Here is a 25,081-nt window from a genome sequence, read left to right as displayed (position 1 = left end):
GCGGGCTTGCCCCGCGATAGGGCCAGGCCTGGAAGCACCCCTTTATGCCAAGAGGAACGGTACAATCGGCCCATGTGAGAAAAGCAGCGATCCGAGGTTCCCGCAGTGCCGTTGCAACAAGGCTTCGTCCTGACCCGCCACTGGCATGACACGCCCGAAGGCACCTGCGTGGAGTTCTGGCTGGCCACCGACCAGGGCCCACGGCGCCTGCGCCTGGCCGCAAAGCCCTCGGTGGCGTTCATTGCGGCGGCCCAGGCTGCCCACGCCCAGGCGCTGCTGGCCGACGAACAGGGCGTCGAACTCAAGCCGTTGCAACTGCGCGACTTCGACCTGCGCCCGGTGATGGGCCTGTACTGCCGCCAGCACCGCCAGCTGATCGCCCTGGAAAAGCGCCTGCGCGCCGCCGGTGTCGAGGTGTTCGAAGCCGACATCCGCCCGCCGGAACGCTACCTGATGGAGCGCTTCATCACCGCCCCGGTGCGTTTCGATGGCCGCCCCGACAGCCAGGGCGTCCTGCACGATGCCCAGCTCAAGCCCGACCCGGACTACCGCCCGCCGTTGCGCCTGGTGTCGCTTGACATCGAGACCAGCGAACGCGGCGAGCTGTACAGCATCGCCCTGGAAGGCTGCGGCCAGCGCCAGGTCTACATGCTCGGCCCGGCCAACGGCGAGGCCGGCGAGCTGGACTTCGACCTGCACTACTGCGCCGACCGCGCCGAGCTGATCGTCTGCCTCAACCAGTGGCTGGCCCGCCACGACCCCGACGCGATCATCGGCTGGAACCTGGTGCAGTTCGACCTGCGCCTGCTGCACGAGCATGCCCAGCGCCTGAACGTGCCGCTGTGCCTGGGCCGTGACGGCGCGCCGATGCACCTGCGCGAGCACGGCAGCCGCAGCCACTTCTTTGCCGAGGCCCCGGGCCGGTTGCTGATCGACGGCATCGAGGCCTTGCGCTCGGCGACCTGGAGCTTTCCCTCGTTCAGCCTGGAGAGCGTCGCGCAGCAGTTGCTGGGCGAGGGCAAGGCCATCGACACGCCGTACCAGCGCATGGACGAGATCAACCGCCGCTTCGCCGAGGACAAGCCGGCCCTGGCCCGCTACAACCTCAAGGACTGCGAGCTGGTGACGCGGATCTTCGCCCATACCCGCTTGCTCGAGTTCCTCCTCGAACGGGCCTCGGTCACCGGCCTGGCGGTGGATCGCAGCGGCGGGTCGGTGGCCGCGTTCTGCCACCTGTACATCCCGCACATGCACCGCCTGGGCTATGTCGCGCCGAACCTCGTCGGCGGCGAGGGCGAGGCCAGCCCGGGCGGTTTCGTCATGGACTCGCGGCCCGGACTGTACGACTCGGTGCTGGTGCTCGACTACAAGAGCCTGTACCCCTCGATCATCCGCACCTTCCTCATCGACCCGGTGGGCCTGGTCGAAGGCCTGCGCCAGCCGGACGACGCGCACTCGGTGGAGGGTTTTCGCGGTGGCCGTTTCTCGCGCAGCCAGCATTGTCTGCCGGCCATCGTCGAGCGCGTCTGGCAGGGGCGCGAGGCGGCCAAGCGCGCGGGCAACGCGGCGCTTTCGCAGGCACTGAAGATCATCATGAACGCCTTCTACGGCGTGCTCGGCTCCAGTGGCTGCCGTTTCTTCGACCCGCGCCTGGCTTCTTCGATCACCATGCGCGGACACCAGATCATGCGCCAGACCCGGGCGCTGATCGAGGCACGGGGCTTTGATGTGATCTACGGCGACACCGACTCCACCTTCGTCTGGCTCAAGGGCGCCCACGACGAGGACGCCGCCGCGCGCATCGGCCGCGGGTTGGTGGCCGAGGTCAACCAATGGTGGCAGCAGCACCTGGCCGATACCCTCGGCCTGGAGAGTGCCCTGGAGTTGCAGTACGAAACCCACTACCGGCGTTTTCTCATGCCGACCATCCGTGGTACCGACGAGGGCAGCAAGAAACGCTATGCCGGCCTGGTGCGCCGTGCCGACGGCAGCGAGGAGATGGTCTACAAGGGCCTGGAATCGGTGCGCACCGACTGGTCGCCGCTGGCCCGCCAGTTCCAGCAGGAACTCTATGGCCGTGTGTTCCGGGGCCAGCCTTACCGCGACTATGTGCGCGGCTACGTCGAACGCACCCTCGCCGGTGAACAGGATGAACTGCTGATCTACCGCAAGCGCCTGCGCAGGCCGTTGGCCGACTACCAGCGTAACATCCCGCCGCATGTGCGTGCGGCAAGGCTGGCGGACGAGTACAACAGCCGTCTCGGTCGGCCCTTGCAGTACCAGCGCGGCGGCTGGATCAGCTACCTGATCACCACCGCCGGCCCGCAACCGCTGGAAGATCTGCAGGCACCGATCGACTACCAGCATTACCTGAGCCGCCAGTTGCAGCCGGTGGCCGACGCCATCCTGCCGTTCGTCAACGATGATTTCACCCGTCTGACTGATCGACAACTGCTGCTGTTCTGAGCGGGTGGTAGCTATCTAATCATTGCTATCGCCTCGCTTTGCCTAGCCTCGGGCCTCCACGCACTACGGAGGTCAGCATGCAGAGCAGTAACCAGCAGCCATCGGTTGCAGTCGATACCCTTGCGGTGGCCCAGGCCTACCAGGACCAACTGATCGTCAAGCGCCTGCCCGAGTGGGTCACGCGGTTGAGCGAGGCCGAGTTCATGCTGCTCGGTGATGCCTTGCGCAAGCTCTTGAACTGCGAGCAGAAGCTATCAGCGGTGTTTGCCCGGATCAGCAACATCGACGACTTCGCCAGGCCATTGCTGGAGCAGACGCTCGATACGCTGCAGCATGCGCTCCAGGCGCTGCTGCGGCGTCCTGGTACCCAAAGCTCTTCGGATCTCGGGAACCTGTACTTTCGCCGTTGGTATGTCTACGAGTCGCCCACCGTCAGCTATTGGTCCGGGCGTGTGCCTGCTCTGGACAGCGACTACTACGACGTACCGTTGCTCGAGGCAGCATTGCGTAATTTCACCGAGCAGGAATGCCTCCGGCAGCCACGGCGCAATGCCGTGGTCAACGGCAAGGGCGAGCGACAGGCCGGCCTATCTGCGTTGTCCTTCGCTTCGGTGTGTCGAACGCTGGACCTGGGGCAGCAGTACCAGCAACACCTGGACTCGGTACTCCTCGACGGTAGCGATGACCAGAGTGTCAAGATGCGGCTGGCCCAGCTCCTGCGCAGCAGCATGCTTGCCGATGCCTTGCAGGCCAAGGCGCAGGGCGTACTGAGCGATGCCGAGCTGCAACTGGTGATCGGGCTGTGTCGTGATGACCAGATCGGCAGGCTCGATGGTGCTCCGGTTCATGTCAGGCAACTGAAAATCTTCGGTTGCCCGGTGCAGCGCGTCGTTGTGCTCGATGTCATTGATGAAGGGTGGATCTTCAATACCAGCAAGCGAGTGCTGGTGTACGTGCGTGGTGATCCGCAGGGCGCCTGGAGTGCCAGTGACGACCTGGAGGATTACGCGCGCCACGTGCTTGGCCAGCGGCTGCGCAAGGATGACTACCGTCGGTTCTTCAGCCGTTTCGTGCGCCGTCGCGACAGCCACCAGGTGTTTAAGGCGCTCAGCGAGCGCTTGGACGACGTGGCGGACTGGGCGACCCGCGATCTCGATGAGCAGACCACAGGCTATCCGCTGCCGCTGTTCGAGCATCTGGCGCAGGCGTGGATTGCACAGATAAAGGACGATGCTGCAATGATCGCCCCACCCGTGGCGCAGCTGGACCGTCAGGTGCAGGCCGAGCACGACAGGCGTCTGCGGGCCGAAGGCTGGATGTTGCTGACCGTGGCCGGACTGTTCGTGCCATTGCTTGGCTCGGCGCTGGCGGCGCTGATGGTCTACGAGTTGTTGCGCGAGTCCTTTCAAGCCATTGACGACTGGCGCGACGACGAGCGTGATGCCGCGCTCGAACACTGGCTGAACGTTGGCAAGGGCGTGGTGACGCTGGCTGCGACTGCGGCAACCGTCACCGTGGCTCGCCGCGGCTGGAGCAAAGTGGACCGCTTGGTCTCGGCGCGGCTGGACGATGGCAGTGAAAAACTGTGGAACGGTGATCTGCAGCCTTACCGCGACGAAGGGCCGCCGAGTGACGCCGTCATCGACGAGCAAGGAATCCACCGGCATCGAACGAATTGCTGGATCGAGATGCAGGGGCACTGGTACCAGGTCGATCAGGATCGTGCTGACGAGCGTTGGCGGCTATTGTCTTATAGGGGGCACCGCCCGCAACTGCGTCACAATGGCGCGGGGGCCTGGCGGCTCTGGCATGAGCAACCGGCCGAGTGGAGCGGCTCGCACATGATGATGCGTCGGTTGGGCCGGCCGTTCAGCGCGCTCGATGAGCAGCAGGTCAAGCATGTCATGGCCATTCACGACTTGAACGAGGACCACCTGCGGGCCTGGCATGTCTATGGTCGGCGCCCGGATGCGGCAGTGACCGACACGGCCAGTCGCCTTTTGCTGAGCAGTCGCATCGGTGATCTGGTTCAGCAGCTGCGCAGTGGCGCGGCCATTGCCGACTCGGCACTGTTGCAGCGCGCCCGCAGCCTGCCTGATGCAGCGGGTCAGGACGGTCAGCCACTGGCCGATGTGGTGTGGGCCCAGCGCCGCGTCCTGTTGCGGCAATTGTATGACTCGGACTTTCCCGATACCGAAGCCAGTTCGATCCTGCGCGGCAGTTTTACCAGCCTGCACCGCCTCGCGGCAGATGAGGTCTGGCGCACAGCCAGCGCCGATGACCAGACGGCGCTGCTGCAAACACGACGGGTGCCGTTGTCCATGGCCCAGGCCGCCAGGACCCAGGTCATGGGCATCCGCCTGACTCGGGTGTACGAAGCGCTGGCAATCGACACGCCGCAGACACTCGATCTCGGGCGGGTCGTCCTGCACCTGCTCGCACGCCTGCCGGGCGCCGCGACCAGACCTGGCTGGCGATTGTTCGATGGCGATGCCGACCAGCCCTTGTTGACCACAGCGGGGCGTGGAACACCTTTCGACCTGATCCATCGCCATGGCGCGTTCAGTTGCCGTACCGCTGCTGTTGAACTCCGCTCGGGTGAGTTGTTCGACACCCTGGCCCAAGCCTGCGGTGCCGAGCAGTGGTCAACGCTTGGTCTTGACGAACCCCATGCCCCTGCCTTGCGCGCACGCTTGGCGGCGGATGCCGGCAGTCTGCGGAGCATGATCACCACGTGGCTTGGAGGGGATCAGTCAGGCGGCACGTTCCTGGTCCCGTTGCAGCTAGGCGACGGCAGGATAGGTTATCCGTTGAGTGGTGGCCGCTTCTGGGCAACCATGGGCCGGCGCCCGCCGCGGGCCCTGCAGGCGAGGCTGCGAGATCTCTATCCGGCGTTCAGTGACGAGCAGATCGGCCGCTGGCTCGAGAGTGGCGACGCTCAGGCGCGCCTGGAAGCCCTTGAGCAACAGTACCGGGCGCTGAGCAACCACCTGGATCAGTGGGTCCGAGGTGCCTTTCCCACGTTCGAGTTGATGGCCAGGCGTGCCTTTCGCAAGGGCCTGATCGACTGCTGGCGATGGCTGGTCCCGGAGCTGGAAGGTGGTCTGGAGGAACCGCAGCGCTACATGCTGTTCCAGGTCCGCAGCCGACTGCAGCACTTGCCGAGCATACCGCCGTCCGTCAGCTTCCCCCATATCTCGATCCTCGGGTTGCACGCCATGCGCCTGGAGACAGTTCCGGATGATTTCCTGCGTGCATTCCCCAACTTGCGCAGCCTCGAGATCAGCCACTGCAGGCTCACCCGTCTGCCCCTGCCGGAAACCCTCACCGGCCAGCTGGAAGTGCTCGACCTGTCGGGTAACCAGATCGCCCTGGATGAAGGGCAGGCCCTGGTCCTGGCCAGCTGTCAGTCGCTGGTGTACCTCAACCTGTCGTTCAACCCTTTGGGCAGGAGTTTCTCGGTTTTCGGCATGCCCAGGCTCAATGCCTTGCACCTTCAAGCCAGCCAGCTGGACACCTTTCCCTACGGCATCATGGACAGCCCGGAGCTGCACACACTGGATCTCAGGGACAACGCCCTGTACGAGCTACCCGAAGACTTTCACCAGTCGGAGCTGTGGCGTGTGGGCAGGGTGAACCTGCGCGGCAACCTGTTCGCCGCGTCCCCGGAAACGCTGAGTCGATGGCATTGGCTGGAGGCCAGCCGCGTGCCTTACCGTCTGCGCTGGCTGGATGTGGTGCCGACCGACAGGCGTGACGACATGTCCGCCCTGTGGACTCAACTGGAAACGGAGCAGGGATCTGCCGATCTTTTCAATACGCTGGCGGCATTGACCTCGGCGGGCAACTTCAAGTCAGCGCCATTGGCCAGGAACTTCGCGATCCGCCTGCTGGACATGTTCGAGTTCATGGCCCGGGACCCTGTACTCAAGCGGGAGCTGTTCGACAACGCGGCCGTGACCGATTGCCAGGACAACGCAACCATTCGCTTCACCGACCTCGAACTGCGTGTCATGGTGTGGCGTGCGCGCCACAGTGAACTGGCGCGCCACCCCGAACGCGCACTGCTGCATCTGGGCGGGCAGCTTTGGCGGATGAACGTGCTGGACCAGGTCGCGGCGGAGCATGCGCTCCGGGCGGGCGCGAGCAGCGAGTCGATCGAGTTCGCGCTGGCCTATCGCATCGCGCTGCGCAGCAAGCTCGACCTGCCGATCCAGCAGGACGACATGCTCTATTTTGGCATTCCCAACCTCAAACCCTGGGACCTGCACAAGGCCACGCACGCCGTCATGGCCGCGCAGTCGGCGGACAGCCTGGCCCAGTACCTGGCCAGGCAGCCGTTCTGGCAGGACTACCTGCGAGCCAACCATGCCAATCGGCTCAAGGTCCCTTCACGCATGCACGAGGAGCTGCAACGGCTCATGGACCTGGGCGACCGGGAGCAGGAAATCGCCCGCCTGCATATCGACAACCAGCAACGCGAGCATGAGGTGATGCTGCAGTTGACCCGCGAGGCCATGGGCAGGGCCAGGACGGTATCGCTGGACGCACCGTGAGCAGATGGTTTGCGGGAGGGTGGTATTTAGCTAGCGGTAGCGCAGTCCAGATGCCCGTTAGGCTCGTAGACCTTTCCGAGCCGGAGTAACGACATGGGCACCGTGGTCAAAGGGGCAGCAACGCAGATCGATACGCTGGCCATCGAACAGGACTATCAGGATCGCCTGGTCGCCCGGCGCCTGCCGTCATGGCTGCGAGGGCTGAACCAGGCGCAGTTTGCCGTGCTGGGCGAAGCGCTCAAGACCAGCCTGCGCTGCCGACAGGGCTTGAGCAAGGCGCTTGCCCGAATCCAGGGCATCGATCACTTCGCCAGGCCTTTGCTGCAACAGGCGCTGCGCGACCGGCAGGGTGTCGTGCAGGATGTCGATAACTTGTTCTTTCGCCGACAGTATTTCCACTTTGCCAATGAAGGCGGCCTGATTGCCGGGCGTTACCCGTTGCAGGGCACGAGTGACTACGAGACTCCCTTGCTGGAAGCGGCCTTGTGCAACTTCACCGCACGGGAAGCTGGCGTCAACGGGCAGCCGCGGCGCAATGCGGTGGTCGACGACGCGGGAACGGTTCTGGCTGCTCCAGACGCCAGGGGGTTTGCCGCCTTGTGCCGCGCGCTCGACCTGGGTGCGCAGTATCAACGCCATCTCGCCGGAGTACTGGATTCGACTGCCGCCGGGCAGAACGTCAAGGCGCTGCTCAGGCAATCGCAGCAGGCCAACCTGCTGGTAGATGCCTGCAAGGCCAGGGCCGAGGGTGTGCTCACCGAGGCCGAGCTGACGTTGATCATCGGCCTCTATCACGATGACAAGCCGGGCACGCTCGCCGGTGCTTCGGTGGTCGCCAAACAGATGAGGGCATTCGGTTGCGACCTGCAGCAGATCGTCGTGCTGGATGTGATCGACAAGGGTTGGCTGCGCGATACCAGCAAGCGCGTGCTGGTGTATATCCCGGGCGACCCTCACGGTCCCTGGAGCGCCCGTGGGGACCTGGAGGATTTTGCCCGGCGAGTGCTCGGCAAGCGCCTGCGTGAAGTCGAATACCAACGCTTTTTCCGACGCTTCGTGCGCAGGCGCGATAGCCAGGCCTTCTTCACCAAGGTCCAGGAGCGACTGGGGGACCTGGCCGACTGGGCGACCCGGGACCTGGACGAGCACATGCAGGCCTACCCCGGTGCATTGTTCGAGCACCTGGCCAGCGCCCGTATCGCCCAGATCAAGGACGACGCCGCGATGATCGCGCCGCCCGTGGCCCAGCTTGACCGTGCGATGCAGGTCGAGCATGACAAGCGCCTGGCGGCCGAAGGCTGGACCTTGCTTGGGCTGGCCGGGTTGTTCATACCCCAGGTCGGTATCGCGCTGCTGGCGGTGATGGCCTGGGACCTGCTGAAAGAGACCTTCCAGTCCGTCGAGGACTGGCGTGAAGGCGATACCAGCGCCGCCTTGGAGCACCTGTTGACGGTGGGCAGGAGCATGGCACTGGTGGGGGCGACAGTGGCCGGCGTGGTGGCGGTGCGGCGGGCCTGGAGCTGGGTGGACGAACTGGTGCCGGCACGGCTGGAGGATGGCAGCGAGAAACTGTGGAACGGCGAGCTTGCGCCTTTTCGCAGTAAAGCACCCCCCGCAGCGGCGCAAATGGACGAACAGGGCGTCTTGCGGCTGGGCGAGCACTGCTGGATCCGCATGGAGCGGCACTACTATCCGGTGCGCTGGCGGGCGAGCGACGAGCAATGGCAGTTGCGCCCGCGCCAGGGCCATGGACCCTTGCTGCGTCATAACGGCGCGGGTGCCTGGCGGCTGTGGAGTGAGTCACCGGGCGAGTGGGAGAACCGGCACCGGATGTTTCGCCGACTTGGCGGTGTATTCGAGCGTCTGGACGATGCGCGGATCGACCAGGCCTTGGCGATTCATGGCCTGGATAGCAGTCATCTGCGAGGCGTGCATGTCTATGGCAGGGCACCGCAGGCGGAACTGGTCGATACGGTGGAGCGCATGGTGCTTGCCGAGCGGATTCAGGATGTGGTCGCTCAATTGCGCACGGGCGCTCAGGTTGTCGATACAAGCATGCTGGAAAAAGCCAGAGGCCTGCCGGGCGCCGGCCAAATGAGCCAACAGGAGTTGGCGGAGCATCTCTGGAGGGGACGCCGGATCGTGTTCCGGCAGTTGTACGACGAATCGCATCTCGGCACTGAAACCACGCGGCTTTTGCGCCGGGACTTCGCAAGCCTGCATCAATCTGCCGCGCAGACGTTGCTGCGTGAGGCGAGCGACAGCGACCGGCAACGGCTGCTCGCTGATCGCCAGGTGCCCCTGGCGATGGCCCAGGCGGCCAGCACGCGGGTTCGGCGCATTCGCCTGGCCAGGGTGCTGGAGGCGTTGACCTTCGATACGCCGCAGAATCTCGACCTGGCAAAGGTTGTCCTGATGCTGCTCGACAAGATGCCCGGCTCGGTCATGGCACCGGCCTGGCGGCTTTACGATGGTGCTGCCGGTGAGCCCTTGCTTGGCACCCAGGGCACGGGACGGGCGTGGCAACTGGTGCATCGCGACGGCGACTTCCAGCTCGCGGACCACAACGGTGCCGCCATTGGCCAGCCGGGTGAGCTGTTCGCGGTGCTGGCTCAGGGTTACGACGTCGATCAGCGGGCGGCGATGGGCATGGCCGAACCGTTCGCCGAATCCCTGCGGGCGGCGCTGGTCCGGCAGGCGTTGCAGCAACGCCAGGCCGTTGCGGGCGCGCTGGGTCTGGATCGCACACCGGCCTCGTTCCTGGCCCCGCAGCGGCTCGAAGATGGCCGCATCGGTTACCCACTCAGCGGCTGGCGACGCTGGTTCGGCATCAGCAACAACCGGCCGCGGGCATTGACGGCCAGGTTGCGCGATCTGTATCCGGCGTACAGCGATACGCAGATCCAGCAATGGCTCGAGCAATTGCAGCAGACCGGCCAGAATGCCGATGCCGCGCTGGGTGAGCTGGAGCAGCAGCATGCCCTGCTGAAGAAGACGCTGACCACCTGGAAACGCAAGGCGTTCGCCACCACCGAGTGGGAAGCGCGACGCGACCTGGGGCGCGGGTTGATGGATTGCTGGCGGTTCCTGATTCCCGAACAGGCCAATGCCGCGCAGCCGACGGGAGGCTACCTGCTGACCCAGACCCGCAGTCGCCTGCAGCAACTGCCGACACTCCCAGCCCAGGTCAGTTTTCCCCATGTCTCGAGCCTGGCGCTGCGGGCCATGCGGCTGCGGGAGGTCCCCGACACGTTCCTGCACGCCTTTCCCAACTTGCGCACACTGGAGATCACCAATTGCAAGCTGAAGCAGTTGCCATCGTCGCTGAACGAGCGCCTGGAGGTGCTCGACCTGTCCGGCAACCGGATCACCCTGGATGCCGAGCAGGAGCGGATCCTGGCCAACTGCAGGGCGCTGACCTACCTGAACCTGTCGCGCAACCCACTGCGCAGGTCGTTCTCCGTCCATGGCATGCCGCGGCTCAATGCCTTGCTGCTCAGCCAGACGGAGGCGACCGCGTTGCCCGACGGTGTCCTCGAGGCTCCGCGCCTGCACACCCTGGACCTCAGCGACAATGGCATCGAGATGCTGCCCGAGGACTTCTACCCATCACACCTGTGGCGCGAGGGCAGGGTAAGTCTGTTCGGCAATCTCCTGGCCGCGAGCGCGGAGGCGACGAACACCTGGAACCCTGTCTCGCAGAGTCGGGTGCCCTATCAGTTGCGCTGGCTCGACCTGGTGGACAACGACGTGCGCGATGACATGGCGGCGGTCTGGGTCCAGTTGGAGGGTGAGGCGAACTCCGCCGAGTTCTTCAACCTGCTGGCCGAACTCACCGAATCCGCGGACTTCCACCGCGAGTTCTCTGCCCGCTACCTGGCCGCGCGGTTGTTGCGCATGCTGCAGGCGATGCAAGAGAACCCGGCATTGCGCGAGGAACTGTTCGACAACTCGGTGGTGACCCGCTGCGAGGACAGCGCGACGTTTCGCTTCAGTGACCTGGAGGTGCGCCTGAAGGTCTGGCAGGCCGAGCAGGGCACGCTGCCGGGCCAGCGCGAACAGGCCCTGCTGCATCTGGGCGGCCAGCTCTGGCGCCTGCAGCGACTCGACGAACTGGCCTGGACCCACGCCGAACTCATGCCCACCGCAGGCGTGGAGTCGGTGGAAGTGGCGCTGGCCTATCGAGTCGACCTGCGCGATGAGCTGGACCTGCCGGTCGAGCTCAGTGACATGCTCTACCGCGGCGTGGCCAACCTCACGCCGGCGGATCTCGCCTGGGCGCGCAACTGGATCCGGGCGGCGCAGACCGAGAATGCGATCAGCGAGTGGATGGTGGGTCTGCGCTTCTGGCGGCAATACCTGGAAACGACCTTTGCCGAACGCCTGCGGGTTCCCCAGGCCGACCACGACACCCTGGACGACCTGCTGGCCCTGGATGCCCCGGAGGAGGCCATCGACCGCCTGCATGCGCGGATCCTGCGGCGCGAGCACGACACCCTGGTGGCGCTGACCCGCGAGGCCCTGGCCAGGAACGCGCGGACCTGGCAGGTGCCGCTGCATTGAAGCGCCTCACGGGTGCGGGCATTGAACTATGCTCAGCTCAGCCGTAGACGGTTTCCGGGAGGCAACGGCCAGTCAGGAAGGATCCGGTAATGGCAAGTTACCTTTAGCCCAAGCACCGGCCTGCCCGGGTGGTTTAGGCTCCCGCGCGTCGGATCTTTCTCCCTGATCCGCAGTCTTTGGTTTTATCGAGAGAATAAGGAGATGCCCATGCTGGTCCGGTCACTGACCCTCGCTACCCTGCTCGCCGTCGTCGGCCCCCTGCACGCCGCCGACAGCGACGCGCCCCTGGCCAAGGAACTGGGCAAGGCCAGGCCCCTGGTGGTCATTGCCCCGAGTTCCGCCGACCCGACCCTGCGCGGCCTGGAAGAGGCGCTGAAAGACTCCGCCACCCAGGCCGGCTTCAAGGAGCGCAACCTGGTGCTGTACAGCGTCGCCAACATGATGGGCAAGCGCGAGGACAAGAACCTCGAGCAGCAGACCACCATGGCCCTTATCCGCGAGCTCAAGCTGGGCGCGAGCAAGGGCACCAAGGTGATCCTGGTGGGCAAGGACGGCGAGCGCCATGTGCTCAAGGACGACGACAGCGGCGCGAAGCTCGACCCGCAGGTGATCTTCAAGGCGGTCGACGAACTGCCGGCCAGCGAGAAGGCAGTCACCGCGCCCGAGCCCGTCGCCGCCGCACCCGAGGAGCCCAAGACCAAGGACAGTAAAGCCAAGGACAGCAAGGCCAAGCCCGCCAAGCCGGCCGCACCGCCCAAGCCGCTGGAGGACTGACCGCTCTATCACGGCCCTCTGCGCAATCAGGGGGTCGTTCATGTATCACTGTGTATCTGCGCTTCGCCGCGACCCATTGGCATACAAAACATCGCCTGCCTCGATACATCCGCGACACACCGCTGCGGCTCAATGGCTCCACTTTCCAACCACAGTGGAGCAACACCATGAAAACGACCCGTCAAACCCTCGGCCTGCTCGGCGCCACCCTGCTCGGCGGCATGGTATTGGGCAACAGCGCTTTCGCCGTAGAACCCCTGGCCCAAGGCTACCAGCTGGCCGCCGCCAAGACCCCGGGCGAAGGCAAGTGCGGCGAGGGCAAGTGCGGTGCCGGCGGCAAGGCCACGCAGAGCGAAGGCAAGTGCGGCGAAGGCAAGTGTGGCACCAGCGCCAAGGCCGGCGCCGAGGGCAAGTGCGGTGAGGGCAAGTGCGGCGACGCCTCGTTCGCCCGCACTGACAGCAATCACGACGGCAAGGTCTCCCGCGAGGAATTCCTGGCCGTGGCCAAGGACCGCGCGGCTGACTTCGACAAGATCGACCGCAATCACGACGGCTTCATCTCCGAGCAGGAGGCCCACGATCACCTGGCGGCGATCTACAAGGCCAACGGCAAGGCCATGCCTGATGGGCTGTTCAGCCATCTGACCAGCAAGTCCTGAAGCTTATCGCGGGGCCAGCCCGCTTCCACACTGCCATGCGTGGGAGCGGGTTGGCCCCGCGATGCCGCTCAACACCTCACGGAGCCTTGCGATCATGCCCCATCCCCAATTGCACACCGGCCTCGGCCTGCGCCGTGGCCTGCTGCCCGACCTGCTGACGATGGAGGCGGGCGCGGTGGATTTTCTCGAGTGCGCCCCGGAAAACTGGATCGGCGTCGGCGGTGCCTTCGGCCAGGGCCTGGCGCGCCTGGCGGAGCGATTTCCCATCGCCTGCCATGGCCTGTCGTTGTCACTGGGCGGTACCGCGCCGCTGGACCAGGGGTTTCTCGAACGCACCCGACAGTTCCTCGACCGCCACCAGGTGCGGATGTACAGCGAGCACCTGAGCTACTGCAGCGACGACGGCCACCTCTACGACCTGATGCCGATCCCGTTCACCGAAGAAGCCGTCCACCATGTGTCCGCACGCATCCGCCAGGCCCAGGACGTGCTTGGCCGGCGTATCGCGGTGGAGAACATCAGCTACTACGCCGCGCCGTACCAGGCGATGCCCGAACTGGACTTCGTCCGTGCCGTGCTCGACGAGGCCGACTGCGACCTGCTGCTGGACGTGAACAATGTCTTCGTCAATGCCTGCAACCACCGCTACGACGCCCGAACCTTCCTCGCCGGCATCCCCCGTGAGCGGGTGGTGGGCATGCATGTGGCCGGTCATTACGACGAGTCGCCGGACCTGAAGGTCGATACCCACGGCGCGCCGGTCAAGGAGGACGTCTGGGCGCTGTTCGCCGACGCCTGCCGGCGCTTCGGGGCACAGCCCACCGTGCTCGAGCGCGACTTCAACTACCCGCCGCTGGCCGAGCTGCTGGCCGAGACGGCGCGGATCCGTAGCCTGCAACGTGCCCATGGAGCACCAGGCCATGACTGAGACCCTGCGCACCCAGCAGTTCACCCTGGCGCGCCACCTGCGCGACCCAGGCGCCAACCCGCCGCCGCCCGACATCGAGGCACGGCGCCTGAAGGTCTATCGCGAGCTGTTCTACGGCGCTATCGAAGGGCTGCTGGCCGGCAGCTTCCCGGTGCTGCGACGGACCTTGGGCGATCAGCGCTGGCATGCGCGGGTGCGTGATTTCTACGCCCATTTCCGCAGCCAGACACCGCTGTTCACCGAAGTCGCCGAGGCGTTCATCGACTACCTGCAGGGTATCGAGCCCGATACGCCCTGGCAGCTGGAACTGGCGCACTATGAATGGATCGAGGCGCAGCTGTACCTGAGCGATGCCGAGGATCCGCCGCACGATCCTGAGGGTGACCTGCTCGAAGGCGAGCCATTGTTGTCATGCGTGGCACGGGTGCTGGCCTACCGTTGGCCAGTGGAGCGCATCGGCCCGGACCACCAGCCGAGCGAGGCAGAGGAACAACCCACCCTGTTGCTGGTGTACCGCGACGCCGGCCTGCAGGTGCGTTTCGCCCGCCTGGCGCCGCTGGCCTGGCAGCTGCTGATGGGGCTGCCCGGCACTGGCCGCGAGCGCTTGCGCGCGCTGGGCGATCAGCATCTGCAGGAGGGGCTGCTCTTGCTGCGACAACTGCGCGAGCAGGGCATCATTGTCGGGACCGTGCAGCGCGCGGTGCCGTAAAAACAGAAGGGGCGCCATCTGGCGCCCCTTCGTCGTGCAGCTTAGGCTTCAGCGTCCCACGGACGATCGCCTTTTTCATCCTTGACGCGGGTCGGCAGGCCCATCACGTCCAGCGCCTTGAGGAACGGCTCGGCCGGCAGCTCCTCGACGTTGACCATGCGCCCTGCATCCCACTCGCCACGGGCAACCAGCAGCGCGGCGGCCACCGGCGGCACGCCGGCGGTGTAGGAGATGCCCTGGCTGTCGGTTTCGGCGTAGGCTTCCTCGTGGTCGGCCACGTTGTAGATGAACACCTCGCGCGGCTGACCGTCCTTGGTGCCCTTGACCAGGTCACCGATGCAGGTCTTGCCGGTGTAGCCCGGGGCCAGCGAAGCCGGATCCGGCAGCACGGCCTTGACCACTTTCAGCGGTACCACTTCCAGGCCTTCGGCGGTCTTGACCGGCTGCTCGGAAAGCAGGCCGAGGTTCTTCAGCACGGTGAACACGTTGATGTAGTGCTCGCCGAAGCTCATCCAGAAACGCACGTTTGGCACGTTCAGGTTCTTCGAGATCGAGTGCACTTCGTCGTGGCCGGTCAGGTACAGGTTCTGCGAACCCACCACCGGCAGATCGTCGGTGCGCTTGACCTCGAACATGGTGTTGCTGGTCCACTGGCTGTTCTGCCAGCTCCAGACTTGCCCGGTGAACTCGCGGAAGTTGATTTCCGGGTCGAAGTTGGTGGCGAAGTACTTGCCGTGGGAACCGGCATTGACGTCGAGGATGTCGATCGAATCAATGCGGTCGAAATACTGCTGCTGCGCGAGTTTCGCGTAGCTGTTCACCACACCCGGGTCGAAGCCGACACCGAGAATGGCGGTAATGTTCTTCTGCTGGCACTCTTCGAGATGCTTCCACTCGTAGTTGCCATACCAGGGCGGGGTTTCGCAGATCTTGCCCGGTTCTTCGTGAATCGCGGTGTCAAGATAAGCGACACCGGTATCGATGCAGGCACGCAGCACCGACATGTTGAGGAAGGCGGAACCAACGTTGATCACGATCTGCGATTCGGTCTCGCGGATCAGTGCCTTGGTTGCCTCGACATCGAGGGCGTTGAGCGAGAAGGCCTGGATGTCGGCGGGTACCTTGAGGCTACCCTTGGCCTTGACGCTGTCGATGATGGCCTGGCATTTGGAGATGTTCCGTGACGCAATCGCAATACGACCCAGTTCGTCGTTATGCTGTGCGCACTTGTGGGCCACCACCTTGGCGACACCTCCTGCACCAATGATAAGAACGTTCTTCTTCAATTCAGCTTTTCTCCTTCATGAAAGCCTGTCTTACGACAGGCTCGAAACGTAGTCTTCGAACCCGAACTCGCGTACCACCTCGACGCTGCCGTCGAGTTGCTTGACCGCGATGGACGGCATTTTCAGACCGTTGAACCAGTTTTTCTTGACCATGGTGTAACCGGCGGTGTCAACGAACGACAGGCGGTCACCGATCTGCAGCGGTTTGTCGAACTGATACTCGCCGAAGATATCGCCGGCCAGGCACGACTTGCCGCAGACCATGTAGGTATGCGCGCCGTCGTTGGGCGCCATCTTGGCGTTGAGGCGGTAGATCAGCAGGTCGAGCAGGTGTGCCTCGATCGAGCTGTCGACCACGGCCAGGTGCTTGCCGTTGTACAGGGTGTCGAGCACGGTCACTTCCAGCGAGGCGCTGTTGGTGATGGCCGCTTCGCCCGGCTCCAGGTAGACCTGCACGCCGTACTGTTGCGAGAAGGCTTTCAGGCGCGCGCAGAACGCGTCCACCGCGTAGTCTTCGCCGGTGAAATGGATGCCGCCACCGAGGCTGACCCACTCGACCTTGTGCAGCAGGTGGCCGAAGCGCTCCTCGATGTGCGTGAGCATCTTGTCGAACAAGCCGAAGTCGCCGTTCTCGCAGTTGTTGTGGAACATGAAACCGGAGATCTTCTCGATCACCTTCTCGATCTTCTCAGGGTCCCACTCACCGAGGCGGCTGAACGGGCGTGCCGGGTCGGCCAGCAGGTAGTCGGAGCTGCTCACCTGCGGGTTGACGCGCAGGCCGCGCACCTTGCCCTCGGACTGCTCGGCGAAGCGCTCGAGCTGGCCGATGGAGTTGAAGATGATCTTGTCGCAGTTCTCGAGCATCTCTTCGACTTCATCGTCGGCCCAGGCCACGCTGTAGGCGTGGGTTTCGCCGGCGAACTTCTGGCGGCCGAGCTTGAGCTCGTACAGCGAGGACGAGGTGGTGCCGTCCATGTACTGCTGCATCAGGTCGAATACCGACCAGGTGGCGAAGCACTTGAGGGCGAGCAGGGCCTTGGCCCCGGACTGCTGGCGCACGTAGGCAATCTTTTCCATGTTGCCCAGCAGTTTCTGTTTGTCGATGAGGTAGTACGGCGTCTTGATCATTTAAAGGCCCCCGGCCAGGCCGGCCAAAAAAAGGACACGCATTGTGCCTTCACTTGCCGCGCTACGAAAGGGCGCGAGGCGCATTTCGTCCGAGTTGCGCGCGCACTTCGTTGGCGAAGCGCCATCAGGCCCGTGGCTGTGCCGTCCCTGGTGCCGGACCGGTCCATGCCGCGATGGCCGACCGACAGCCTTTTCCTGCTGGGGCATCGGCAAGTCGAACAAACAAATGTGACTATCGTAATCGGCTGTTCCCGGGCGCAGGGAGAATCCGATGAGCGCGGGAAGAGCGCGATCATTCAATGCTTGGCGGGCAGGATTATCGTTATATTTTAAGCAATATAGCGTTCAGGCGATCCTGCCCAGTGGCCAGGGTTCCGGGCGCAGGCTGCGCAGCAGCAGGTCGGCCTGGGTCTGGGTGGATGCGTGGGTCGGCTTGATCTGGCCCGAACTGCCGGGGGCCATGCCGAAGCGGAAGGTCGCCAGCGACGTGGACCAGAGGAACAGCAGCAGATGCTCCGGCGCGGTCCGCACGATCAGCCCCCGGTCCATCCACTGCGCCAGGCAGGCCAGGGTCTGCCGGGCACTCTGCTGCAGCAGCTCGGCGCGCTCGCCTGGCAGTTGCCGGGCGCCATGCAGCATTTCCTTGAGCCAGACCCGCACGGCACCGGGATGACGCCGCGCCACCTCGGCCTTGGCCTTGAAGTAGCGGGGCAGGGCCTGCTCGGGGTGGGCGTCCGGCACCAGGCTGCGCGCGGCGCGCAGCAGGGGCTCCATCACCAGGTCGAGCACGGCCGCGTAGAGCAGGCGCTTGTTGCGAAAGTAATAGAACACATTGGCCCGGGGCAGGCCGGCGCGGGCGGCGATGTCATCGACCCGGGCGGCGGCGAAGCCGTGGTGGGCGAACTCTTCGCTGGCGGCGGCGAGGATCAGTTGCAGGTTGCGGTCACGGATACTGGGCATGGCAAACACGTACTTCTGAATCGATATGTTCAAAAGTATATAGCGATAACGTGTTCGCCGACAGCTGCGCAGATTCGGCCTGGATCAGCAGGCCGCTCGCCAGGCGCGGATCTGTTCCAGCGTGGCGGTGGCGCCGCCGCAGACGATCACCAGCACATTGCCGTAGGCCGCCATGGCCTCGGGGCGTTCAAGCAGGGCCAGCGCGGCGCCGCAGGCCGGCTCCACTAGCAGGCGATGATCGCGCAGCAGTCGCTCGCAGGCATCGAGGGCTTCGCGGTCACTGACCAGGTGGCTGAGCACCGGGTGCTGGCGGGTGCAGGCCAGCGCCTGCTCGGCGACCCGCTTGGCGCCCAGCGAAGTGGCCACTGAAGCGATGCGCGGCAGTTCCACGGTATGTCCGGCGGCCATGGCGGCATGCAGCGACGCCGCGCCATCGGTCTCCACCGCCAGTACCGGCAGGTCGTGCCAGCCGTTGCGCTGCAAGCCCTCGACCACCCCGCGGAGCAGGCCGCCGCCGCCAACCGAAAGCACCACCGCGTCGGGCCTGAAACCTGCTGCGGCGACTTCGTCGATCATGCTGGCGTGGCCGGTCCACAGTAGCGGATCGTCGAACGGGTGGATGAAGGCGTCGTCCGCGCCGACCAGGGTCTGGGCGTGTTCATTGGCTTCCTGCCAGGAACTGCCGCGCACGACCACGCTGGCGTCTTCCAGGCGCAGCAGTTCCCTGGCCCGTTCGGTGGTGGTCTCGGGCACCACCACGGTCACCGGCACGCCGAGCTTGCGGCCGGCATAGGCCACCGCCAACCCAGCGTTGCCGCCGGATGACGAGACGAAATGCCGGGCCCCCCGGGCATGGTGGACCTCGCAGGCATGGCCGACGCCGCGCAGCTTGAACGAGCCGCACGGTTGCAGGGCTTCGAGCTTGAGCCACACCGGGCGGCCGGCGCTCAGGGACAGCGGGCGGGATTCGATCAGCGGGGTAGGAATGTGCAGCGGCATGATGGGCTCCGGGGTTCAGTCGCGGGCAGCCGTGGCGGGCTCGCCGCGCAGCTGCTCCAGGTAGTTGTAGACGGTATAGCGGGTCACGCCGAGGGCCTCGGCGGCTTTCTCCACGCCACCCTTGACGATGAACAGGCCGCGCTCCTGCATGATGCGCACGGCCTCGACCTTGGCCTGCTTGTTCATCCGCCCCTGGCCGCTACCTTGCAGCGCGTCCTGGATGATCCCGGCCATCAGCGCGGTCATGTCGGCCGCCTCGTCGACCGCCGCCGGCGTGGCGCCCAGTGGCTGGAAGTGCTGGAGAAAGGCCATGGCCGCGTCCAGGCCGGTGACGTCGGTGTTCACGCACAGGCTGGCGAAGGGTTGGCCATCGCGATCACGGAAGATCGCCGTGGCGCTGCGCAGGCTGCGACCCTTGAGGGTGGTGGGGTAGTCGGGCAGCACCACTGGCGCAGAGCCCTGCTGGTCGGCCGAGGCCTGCATCAGCGCCTTGAAGCCCTGGTCCTGCTCGGGGGCGGCGAGAATCGGACTGCCGACCTGGCGGCCGGAGAGATGACCGTTGACGATCGCCACCACCGAGCGCTCCGGGTGCTCGAGGTTATGCAGAAGGATTTCGACGTTGCGTGGGACGACACTACCCAGGGCCTGCAGGGTGGCCTGGAGGACAGTCAGGGTGAGTTGGCGTTCTTGGGAAGGCGTCATGGTGGCATCGCATTATCAACATTTAGTTGATTTTTGCATGCCTTGTTGAAAAATTCCACTGGCGTAGAAAGCATCGCGGGGCAATCCCGCTCCCACGCAATTGTGCGTTTGGGAGCGGGATTGCCCCGCTATGTCCAGCGATCAGGCCAGCTTTGGTGTGCGCGGCGGGATCATGCGGCGCGAGCCGGTCGACTCGAAGGCGGCAGCGAATTTCAACAGATTGTTGTCACTGTACGCCTTGCCGGCGAAGGTCAGCCCCACCGGCATGCCGATATCGGCCATCACGCCCATCGGCACGGTCACGGTCGGCACGCCCAGGTGACGGATCGCCAGGTTGCCGTTGGCCACCCAGATACCGTTGCTCCAGGCGATGTCCGCCGACGCGGGGTTCACATCGGCGTCCGCCGGGCCGACGTCGGCCACGGTGGGGAACAGCACCGCGTCCAGGCCCTGGGCGTCCATCCAGTCTTCCAGGTCGAGCTTGCGGGTGGCTTCCAGGCCGCGCAGGCCATCGGGCACGGTGGCGATCTGGTCCCAGGTCTTCAGGCCGCGCTTGGCCATGTTGACGTATTCGTCCATGCCGGCAGCCAGGTCGTCCTCACGGTTGGGCAGGGTGCCCGGGTCGTGGGGGAAGATCTGCGGGCCGTCGACATCGGCCAGGCGGTTGAGCTTGGGATCGTCGTTGGCGCGCAGGAAGTCGTCGAAGGCCCAGCCGGACAGCTCCCACAGTTCGTCATGGAGGAATTCCTTGCTGACGATGCCGCGGGTGAACACGGTCGGCGCGCCCGGGCGGTCGCCCTCGCAGTTGGAGACCAGCGGGAAGTCGGTCTCGACCACTTCGGCGCCGGCCGCTTCCAGGGCCTGGCGGGCCTGTTGCCACAGTTCGATCACGCTGGCGCGGGTGTTGATGCGCTGGCCGGTCGGGCCGCCGATGCCGGGCTTCTGCGAGGTACCGGCTTCGGTGTCGGCGTTGATGTACATGCGTGGCACGGCGAAGCGCTTGCCCTTGAGCGACTCGGCGCCCACGGCGAGGTCCAGGTACGACTGCGGACGCACGCTGGAGGCGGCCGGGATCGGCACCCACGGCTGCAGGCGCCACAGGTCGCCGCGGCTGTCGGCGTCGTCGGCCACCACCACGTCGAGGATTTCCAGCAGGTCGGCCATGGTCCGGGCGTAGGGCACGACCACGTCCATGGTCGGCGTCAGCGGCCAGTTGCCGCGCACCGAGATCACCCCGCGCGACGGGGTGTAGGCGCACAGGCCGTTGTTCGAGGCCGGGCCACGGCCACTGGACCAGGTTTCCTCGGCCAGGCCGAAGGCGCTGTAGCTGGCGGCGGTGGCGGTGCCGGCGCCGTTGGACGAGCCGGAGGCGAAGGGCGCGGTCAGGTAGGCGGCGTTGTACGGGCTCTCGGCGCGGCCGTAGACGCCGCGCTGCATACCGCCGTTGGCCATGGGCGGCATGTTGGTCTTGCCCAGGCAGATGGCGCCGCCGGCGCGCAGGCGCTCGACGGTGAAGGCGTCACGCTGGGCGACCAGGTCCTTGAACGCCGGGCTGCCGGAGGCGGCGGTCAGGCCCTTGACCAGGTAGCTGTCCTTGGCGGTGTAGGGAATGCCGTCCAGCGGGCCGAGGGTCTCGCCACGGGCGCGGCGGGCGTCGGAGGCTTCGGCCTCCTTGAGCGCGTCAGGGTTGCGGACGACCACGGCATTGAGTGCGGTGGCGCTGTCCTTGCCATCGTAGGCGTCGATGCGCGCCAGGTAGGCCTTGACCAGCTCGACGGCGGTCGTGCGGCCGGACTCGAGCGCGTCGCGCAGCTCGGCAATGGAAACCTCGGTTACCTCGATCATGCTGTCACCACAGTTGTGCAGGTGGAAAAATCATGGCGCGAGTGTAGCAAGAAGGTCCTGATGGGCGCAGGCATGCAGTGGGGAAATGCTTCGTTGCAGCGCGGCATTCAGGCGCTTGCGGGGCAGGGCTGAATAACGGGGAAGCGGCGAACCGCCGCTCCCCCGTTATTGATGGACTTTGGTGATTACAGCAACTTGCGCTGTACCGCCTCGTCCAGGGTGCTGCGGGCCAGTTCGCGGACCACGTCGCGGGTATCGGCCTGGAATGGCAGGCCGACGATCAGCACCAGTTGCATCCAGGTGCGCACCGACTCGCTCTTGCTGACGCGGCCGATTTCCTTGCCGTCCTTGTCCTTGAACACGGTCTCCAGGGTGAAGGTGTTCTTGGCGGTCGACGGCACGATGAAGAAGGTGAAGCCGGTGATGAACGCCGAGGCCACGACGAACTGCTCATGGTTGGTCAGGGTCGATTCGGCGTACAGGTCGGCCGCGCCTTTCTGCGTGGTCACCTGGGTGAAGCGTCCGGACTCCTGGTAAGTCTCGGTGAGGGTCTTTTCCCACATCTGCGCTTGCGCGCCGGCGGCGGCGGTAGCCGGGTTGTTGTTGGCCTTGAAGAGCGACGTGTTGCGCAGGTAGGCATTGGGCTTGACCGCCTCGACGCTGGCCTTTGGCGGCCAGGTGCCGACCGGGGCGAGGTCGCCGGTGGAGTAGGAGACGCAGCCGCCGAGCAGCAGTGCGCCGAGCAGCAGCAGGTGTTTGAAGCCGTTCATGGGGCGATCCCTTCTTTCAACGTTTGGCCAGTTGCACGGTGGCGGTATCCATCAGCTCGGTCACCAGCTGGTTGAGCTGTTTCGAACCCATGGTCGGTGCCCAGTATTCGCGGCCATACAGGCCGACATTGCGCTCGAGCTTGACCTGGTCCTTGGCCCTGGCCAGCTCGGTACCGTTGCGGTCGACGATGACCAGGTCGCCGGCGACATCGAAACTGTCGACATAGATCGGGCCATTGACCCAGATCCACAGCGTCAGCGTCAGCAAGGCGCCGGGGAAATAGCCCGGATGCGGGGCGCGACGGCCCTTGAGGGAGGTCATGTCGAACTTCAGCAGCACGTCCTGCTCGTCGAGGCGGGTGGGGTACTCGCTGATTGCCTTGAAGTAGCCGCCTTTTTCCACGTACTGGCCGAGCTGGCTGGTCAGCGAGCGGCTGATGGTGGTGCGCGTGGCCTCGTCGATGCCGGGGGCGGACACCACCACGTCGGCAATCTGCGCGGTGCGTGGGCTGGTGACGGTGGCAGGGTGTGGCGGGGTGCCGACGGGGCCGGTGACGTTATAGGAAATGCAACCGGTCATGGACAGCAGAGCCGCCAGGGTGGCGGCTCGCAGCAGTGTGTTCAACGTGGGACTTCCTTGCGCAGGTTTGAAATCTGAGCAGGATGACGGCCGCGTTGCAGGGAACTTTAGGATGCGATGCCATTAAATTGATATCACCCTGGAAGCAGGGCCGGCAACCGACCCTCATTCGATATCAGGCAAGGTCCGTCGCCGAATGGCGCTCCGCCACCTGGCTGGCTTCGTCGCCCCAGGTTCGATTGACCCGGGTGCCGCGTTGTACGGCCGGGCGCTGGGCAATGGCTTCGGCCCAGCGCTGCACGTTCGGGTATTCGTGCACCGCGAGGAACTCCGCCGCACCGTACAGGTTGCCGCGCACCAGCTGGCCATACCAGGGCCATACGGCGATGTCGGCGATGCTGTACTCGGGTCCGCCCAGGTAGGCGCTTTCGCCCAGGCGGCGGTCGAGTACGTCGAGCTGGCGCTTGGCTTCCATGGTGAAGCGGTTGATGGCGTATTCGAACTTTTCCGGCGCATAGACGTAGAAATGGCCGAAACCACCGCCCAGGTAAGGCGCCGAGCCCATCTGCCAGAACAACCAGTTGAGGGTTTCGGTACGCGTGGCCAGGTCCTTGGGCAGGAAGGCGCCGAACTTTTCCGCCAGGTACAGCAGGATCGAACCGGACTCGAACACCCGCACCGGCGGTTCGACGCCGCGGTCGAGCAGGGCGGGGATCTTCGAGTTGGGATTGACCTGCACGAAGCCGCTGCCGAACTGATCGCCCTCGCCGATGCGGATCAGCCAGGCGTCGTATTCGGCGCCGCCGTGGCCGAGGGCCAGCAGTTCTTCCAGGAGGATGGTGACCTTGACGCCGTTGGGCGTGGCCAGGGAGTACAGCTGCAGCGGGTGCTTGCCGGTGGGCAGCGGCTTGTCGTGGGTGGGGCCGGCCACCGGGCGGTTGATGCTGGCGAACTGGCCGCCGGAGGGCGCCTCGAAGGTCCAGACCTTGGGCGGAACGTAGGGCTTGCTCATGGGGAGTCTCCAGGATGGCGCGATACGGGTGGATAGCCTTCTATGCCATGGATTCGCCAATAGTCACAAGCGCGACATGCTCTTTGTAGGAGCGGCCTTGCCGAGGCGTCGGACCGGTCGGACGCCTCGGCAAGGCCGCTCCTACAGGGACCGTGCAGGGGCTGCTGCCTGGGGCTCGGGCTTTTTCGCAGGCTTGAGCCGCGACACCCCGAACAGCACCAGGACCAGCCCGGCCACCTGGTACAGCGAAACCGCCTCGCTGAGGATCAGCCACGACGCCAGCATGGTCAGCACCGGCCCCAGGTTGCCCACCGCCGCCGTGTGCGTGGGGCCCATGCGCTGGATCGCCAGCGCCACCCAGTAGATCGGCAATACCGTGGAGAACAACGCCATCAGCGCCGCGTTGAGCCACACCGCGCTGGGCAGCTGCAGCAACGGCGCGACATCCGCCACCAGCAGGTAATGGGCCAGCACCATCAGCGACGAGGCGCTGCCGCACAGCCCGGCCAGGCGCATCGAGTTCATGCGCTTGAGCATCATCCCGGTGCCGGAATAGTAAAGGGCATAGGTCACCGCGCTGGCGAACACCCACAGCGAGCCGACCAGCACCTGGTTGCCGGCGCCCGCGCTGCCGATGTCATGCACGAAGGCAATGCCCAACCCCAGGTAGCACAGGCCCATGGCCGCCAACGTACGCAGGGTGGGGCGTTCGCGTTGAACAACGGCCTGGATCACCAGCACCAGGGTCGGGTAGGTGAACAGGATCAGGCGCTCGAGACCGGCGCTGATGAACTGCAGCCCGTAGAAGTCGAACAGGCTGGCCAGGTAGTAGCCGAACAGGCCGAGCAGGGCCACTCGCAGGCCATCGCCGGCACTCAGTGGCGCACCGCCCTGGCCGCGACTGGCCCACACCAGCCAGGCGAACAGCGGCAGCGACAGGGCCATGCGCAACGCCAGCAGGCTGATGGCGTCCACGGGGCCGGCGGCATAGGCGAGCTTGACGAAGATGGCCTTGAAGCTGAAACCCAGGGCCGCGAGCACGGCATACAGGCTGCCGTTGGCAAGGGCGCGGTGGAGCGGGGCGGGCAGGCGGGTCATGACAGGTCCGTGACGGCAAGGGGGCGTGGCTTATTCTGCGCAGAAC

17 protein-coding genes are annotated in these 25,081 nt (G+C 65.4%); 7 read left to right on the top strand and 10 right to left on the bottom strand.

Features of this window, described 5'->3' with window-relative positions:
• The first annotated feature begins 105 nt into the window (after positions 1 to 105).
• The 7 genes from HU751_RS21740 to HU751_RS21710 all read left to right on the top strand — a co-directional run bounded on the left by HU751_RS21740 (position 106) and on the right by HU751_RS21710 (position 14,655).
• Complete coding sequence (locus tag HU751_RS21740) at positions 106 to 2,466, top strand: DNA polymerase II (protein ID WP_186733166.1); 2,361 nt, start codon at positions 106 to 108, stop codon at positions 2,464 to 2,466.
• 77 nt (positions 2,467 to 2,543) lie between these two features.
• A complete protein-coding gene (locus tag HU751_RS21735) occupies positions 2,544 to 7,022 on the top strand; it encodes an NEL-type E3 ubiquitin ligase domain-containing protein (RefSeq protein ID WP_186733167.1) in 4,479 nt (1,492 codons plus the stop codon).
• A 93-nt stretch (positions 7,023 to 7,115) separates the two neighbouring features.
• Positions 7,116 to 11,585 carry an NEL-type E3 ubiquitin ligase domain-containing protein gene (locus tag HU751_RS21730; RefSeq protein ID WP_186733168.1) on the top strand — a complete coding sequence of 1,490 codons (4,470 nt, stop codon included), beginning with the start codon at positions 7,116 to 7,118 and terminating at the stop codon, positions 11,583 to 11,585.
• A 207-nt stretch (positions 11,586 to 11,792) separates the two neighbouring features.
• A complete protein-coding gene (locus HU751_RS21725; protein ID WP_186733169.1) occupies positions 11,793 to 12,359 on the top strand; it encodes a DUF4174 domain-containing protein in 567 nt (188 codons plus the stop codon).
• A 167-nt stretch (positions 12,360 to 12,526) separates the two neighbouring features.
• On the top strand, positions 12,527 to 13,018 hold the full coding sequence (locus HU751_RS21720) for an HvfA family oxazolone/thioamide-modified RiPP metallophore (protein ID WP_186733170.1): 492 nt from the start codon (positions 12,527 to 12,529) through the stop codon (positions 13,016 to 13,018).
• 94 nt (positions 13,019 to 13,112) lie between these two features.
• Positions 13,113 to 13,946 (top strand): HvfB family MNIO-type RiPP peptide maturase, encoded by an 834-nt coding sequence (locus HU751_RS21715; RefSeq protein WP_186733171.1) that lies wholly within the window; start codon positions 13,113 to 13,115, stop codon positions 13,944 to 13,946.
• Positions 13,939 to 14,655 carry an HvfC family RiPP maturation protein gene (locus HU751_RS21710; protein ID WP_186733172.1) on the top strand — a complete coding sequence of 239 codons (717 nt, stop codon included), beginning with the start codon at positions 13,939 to 13,941 and terminating at the stop codon, positions 14,653 to 14,655. The genes HU751_RS21715 and HU751_RS21710 overlap by 8 nt, the downstream gene beginning before the upstream one ends.
• Positions 14,656 to 14,696: 41 nt before the next feature.
• Here HU751_RS21710 and HU751_RS21705 read toward each other — a convergent pair whose 3' ends face one another.
• The 10 genes from HU751_RS21705 to HU751_RS21660 all read right to left on the bottom strand — a co-directional run bounded on the left by HU751_RS21705 (position 14,697) and on the right by HU751_RS21660 (position 25,035).
• On the bottom strand, positions 14,697 to 15,941 hold the full coding sequence (locus HU751_RS21705) for a saccharopine dehydrogenase family protein (protein ID WP_028691662.1): 1,245 nt from the start codon (positions 15,939 to 15,941) through the stop codon (positions 14,697 to 14,699).
• Positions 15,942 to 15,971: 30 nt separating this feature from the next.
• On the bottom strand, positions 15,972 to 17,069 hold the full coding sequence (gene nspC, locus HU751_RS21700) for a carboxynorspermidine decarboxylase (protein ID WP_186714104.1): 1,098 nt from the start codon (positions 17,067 to 17,069) through the stop codon (positions 15,972 to 15,974).
• A gap of 345 nt (positions 17,070 to 17,414) precedes the next feature.
• Positions 17,415 to 18,029 (bottom strand): TetR family transcriptional regulator C-terminal domain-containing protein, encoded by a 615-nt coding sequence (locus HU751_RS21695; RefSeq protein WP_186733173.1) that lies wholly within the window; start codon positions 18,027 to 18,029, stop codon positions 17,415 to 17,417.
• An 84-nt stretch (positions 18,030 to 18,113) separates the two neighbouring features.
• Positions 18,114 to 19,028, bottom strand: coding sequence for a pyridoxal-phosphate dependent enzyme (locus HU751_RS21690; protein ID WP_186733174.1), 915 nt, complete (start codon positions 19,026 to 19,028; stop codon positions 18,114 to 18,116).
• A 15-nt stretch (positions 19,029 to 19,043) separates the two neighbouring features.
• A complete protein-coding gene (locus HU751_RS21685) occupies positions 19,044 to 19,730 on the bottom strand; it encodes a helix-turn-helix transcriptional regulator (RefSeq protein WP_186733175.1) in 687 nt (228 codons plus the stop codon).
• 141 nt (positions 19,731 to 19,871) lie between these two features.
• On the bottom strand, positions 19,872 to 21,575 hold the full coding sequence (locus tag HU751_RS21680; RefSeq protein WP_186733176.1) for an amidase: 1,704 nt from the start codon (positions 21,573 to 21,575) through the stop codon (positions 19,872 to 19,874).
• Positions 21,576 to 21,760: 185 nt separating this feature from the next.
• A complete protein-coding gene (locus HU751_RS21675; RefSeq protein WP_186733177.1) occupies positions 21,761 to 22,345 on the bottom strand; it encodes a hypothetical protein in 585 nt (194 codons plus the stop codon).
• Between the two features lie 16 nt (positions 22,346 to 22,361).
• The gene (locus tag HU751_RS21670; RefSeq protein WP_186733217.1) at positions 22,362 to 22,925 is read right to left on the bottom strand and encodes a hypothetical protein; all 564 of its coding nucleotides are present in this window, start codon (positions 22,923 to 22,925) and stop codon (positions 22,362 to 22,364) included.
• A gap of 175 nt (positions 22,926 to 23,100) precedes the next feature.
• The gene (gene yghU / locus HU751_RS21665) at positions 23,101 to 23,937 is read right to left on the bottom strand and encodes a glutathione-dependent disulfide-bond oxidoreductase (RefSeq protein WP_186733178.1); all 837 of its coding nucleotides are present in this window, start codon (positions 23,935 to 23,937) and stop codon (positions 23,101 to 23,103) included.
• Positions 23,938 to 24,078: 141 nt separating this feature from the next.
• Positions 24,079 to 25,035: a DMT family transporter gene (locus tag HU751_RS21660; protein WP_186733179.1), complete on the bottom strand. Its 957-nt coding sequence runs from the start codon at positions 25,033 to 25,035 to the stop codon at positions 24,079 to 24,081.
• Positions 25,036 to 25,081 lie beyond the last annotated feature (46 nt).

This window comes from Pseudomonas peradeniyensis (assembly GCF_014268935.2).
Lineage (GTDB): Bacteria > Pseudomonadota > Gammaproteobacteria > Pseudomonadales > Pseudomonadaceae > Aquipseudomonas > Aquipseudomonas peradeniyensis.
This window is presented reverse-complemented; position numbering and strand designations above follow the sequence as displayed.

Coding starts and splice junctions, on each gene's coding strand:
- HU751_RS21690 (WP_186733174.1), bottom strand. CDS start 19,028: ATGCCGCTGCACATTCCTACCCCGCTGATCGAATCCCGCCCGCTGTCC.
- HU751_RS21730 (WP_186733168.1), top strand. CDS start 7,116: ATGGGCACCGTGGTCAAAGGGGCAGCAACGCAGATCGATACGCTGGCC.
- yghU (WP_186733178.1), bottom strand. CDS start 23,937: ATGAGCAAGCCCTACGTTCCGCCCAAGGTCTGGACCTTCGAGGCGCCC.
- HU751_RS21725 (WP_186733169.1), top strand. CDS start 11,793: ATGCTGGTCCGGTCACTGACCCTCGCTACCCTGCTCGCCGTCGTCGGC.
- HU751_RS21660 (WP_186733179.1), bottom strand. CDS start 25,035: ATGACCCGCCTGCCCGCCCCGCTCCACCGCGCCCTTGCCAACGGCAGC.
- HU751_RS21695 (WP_186733173.1), bottom strand. CDS start 18,029: ATGCCCAGTATCCGTGACCGCAACCTGCAACTGATCCTCGCCGCCGCC.
- HU751_RS21710 (WP_186733172.1), top strand. CDS start 13,939: ATGACTGAGACCCTGCGCACCCAGCAGTTCACCCTGGCGCGCCACCTG.
- HU751_RS21715 (WP_186733171.1), top strand. CDS start 13,113: ATGCCCCATCCCCAATTGCACACCGGCCTCGGCCTGCGCCGTGGCCTG.
- HU751_RS21680 (WP_186733176.1), bottom strand. CDS start 21,575: ATGATCGAGGTAACCGAGGTTTCCATTGCCGAGCTGCGCGACGCGCTC.
- HU751_RS21675 (WP_186733177.1), bottom strand. CDS start 22,345: ATGAACGGCTTCAAACACCTGCTGCTGCTCGGCGCACTGCTGCTCGGC.
- HU751_RS21720 (WP_186733170.1), top strand. CDS start 12,527: ATGAAAACGACCCGTCAAACCCTCGGCCTGCTCGGCGCCACCCTGCTC.
- HU751_RS21685 (WP_186733175.1), bottom strand. CDS start 19,730: ATGACGCCTTCCCAAGAACGCCAACTCACCCTGACTGTCCTCCAGGCC.
- HU751_RS21735 (WP_186733167.1), top strand. CDS start 2,544: ATGCAGAGCAGTAACCAGCAGCCATCGGTTGCAGTCGATACCCTTGCG.
- HU751_RS21670 (WP_186733217.1), bottom strand. CDS start 22,925: ATGACCGGTTGCATTTCCTATAACGTCACCGGCCCCGTCGGCACCCCG.
- nspC (WP_186714104.1), bottom strand. CDS start 17,069: ATGATCAAGACGCCGTACTACCTCATCGACAAACAGAAACTGCTGGGC.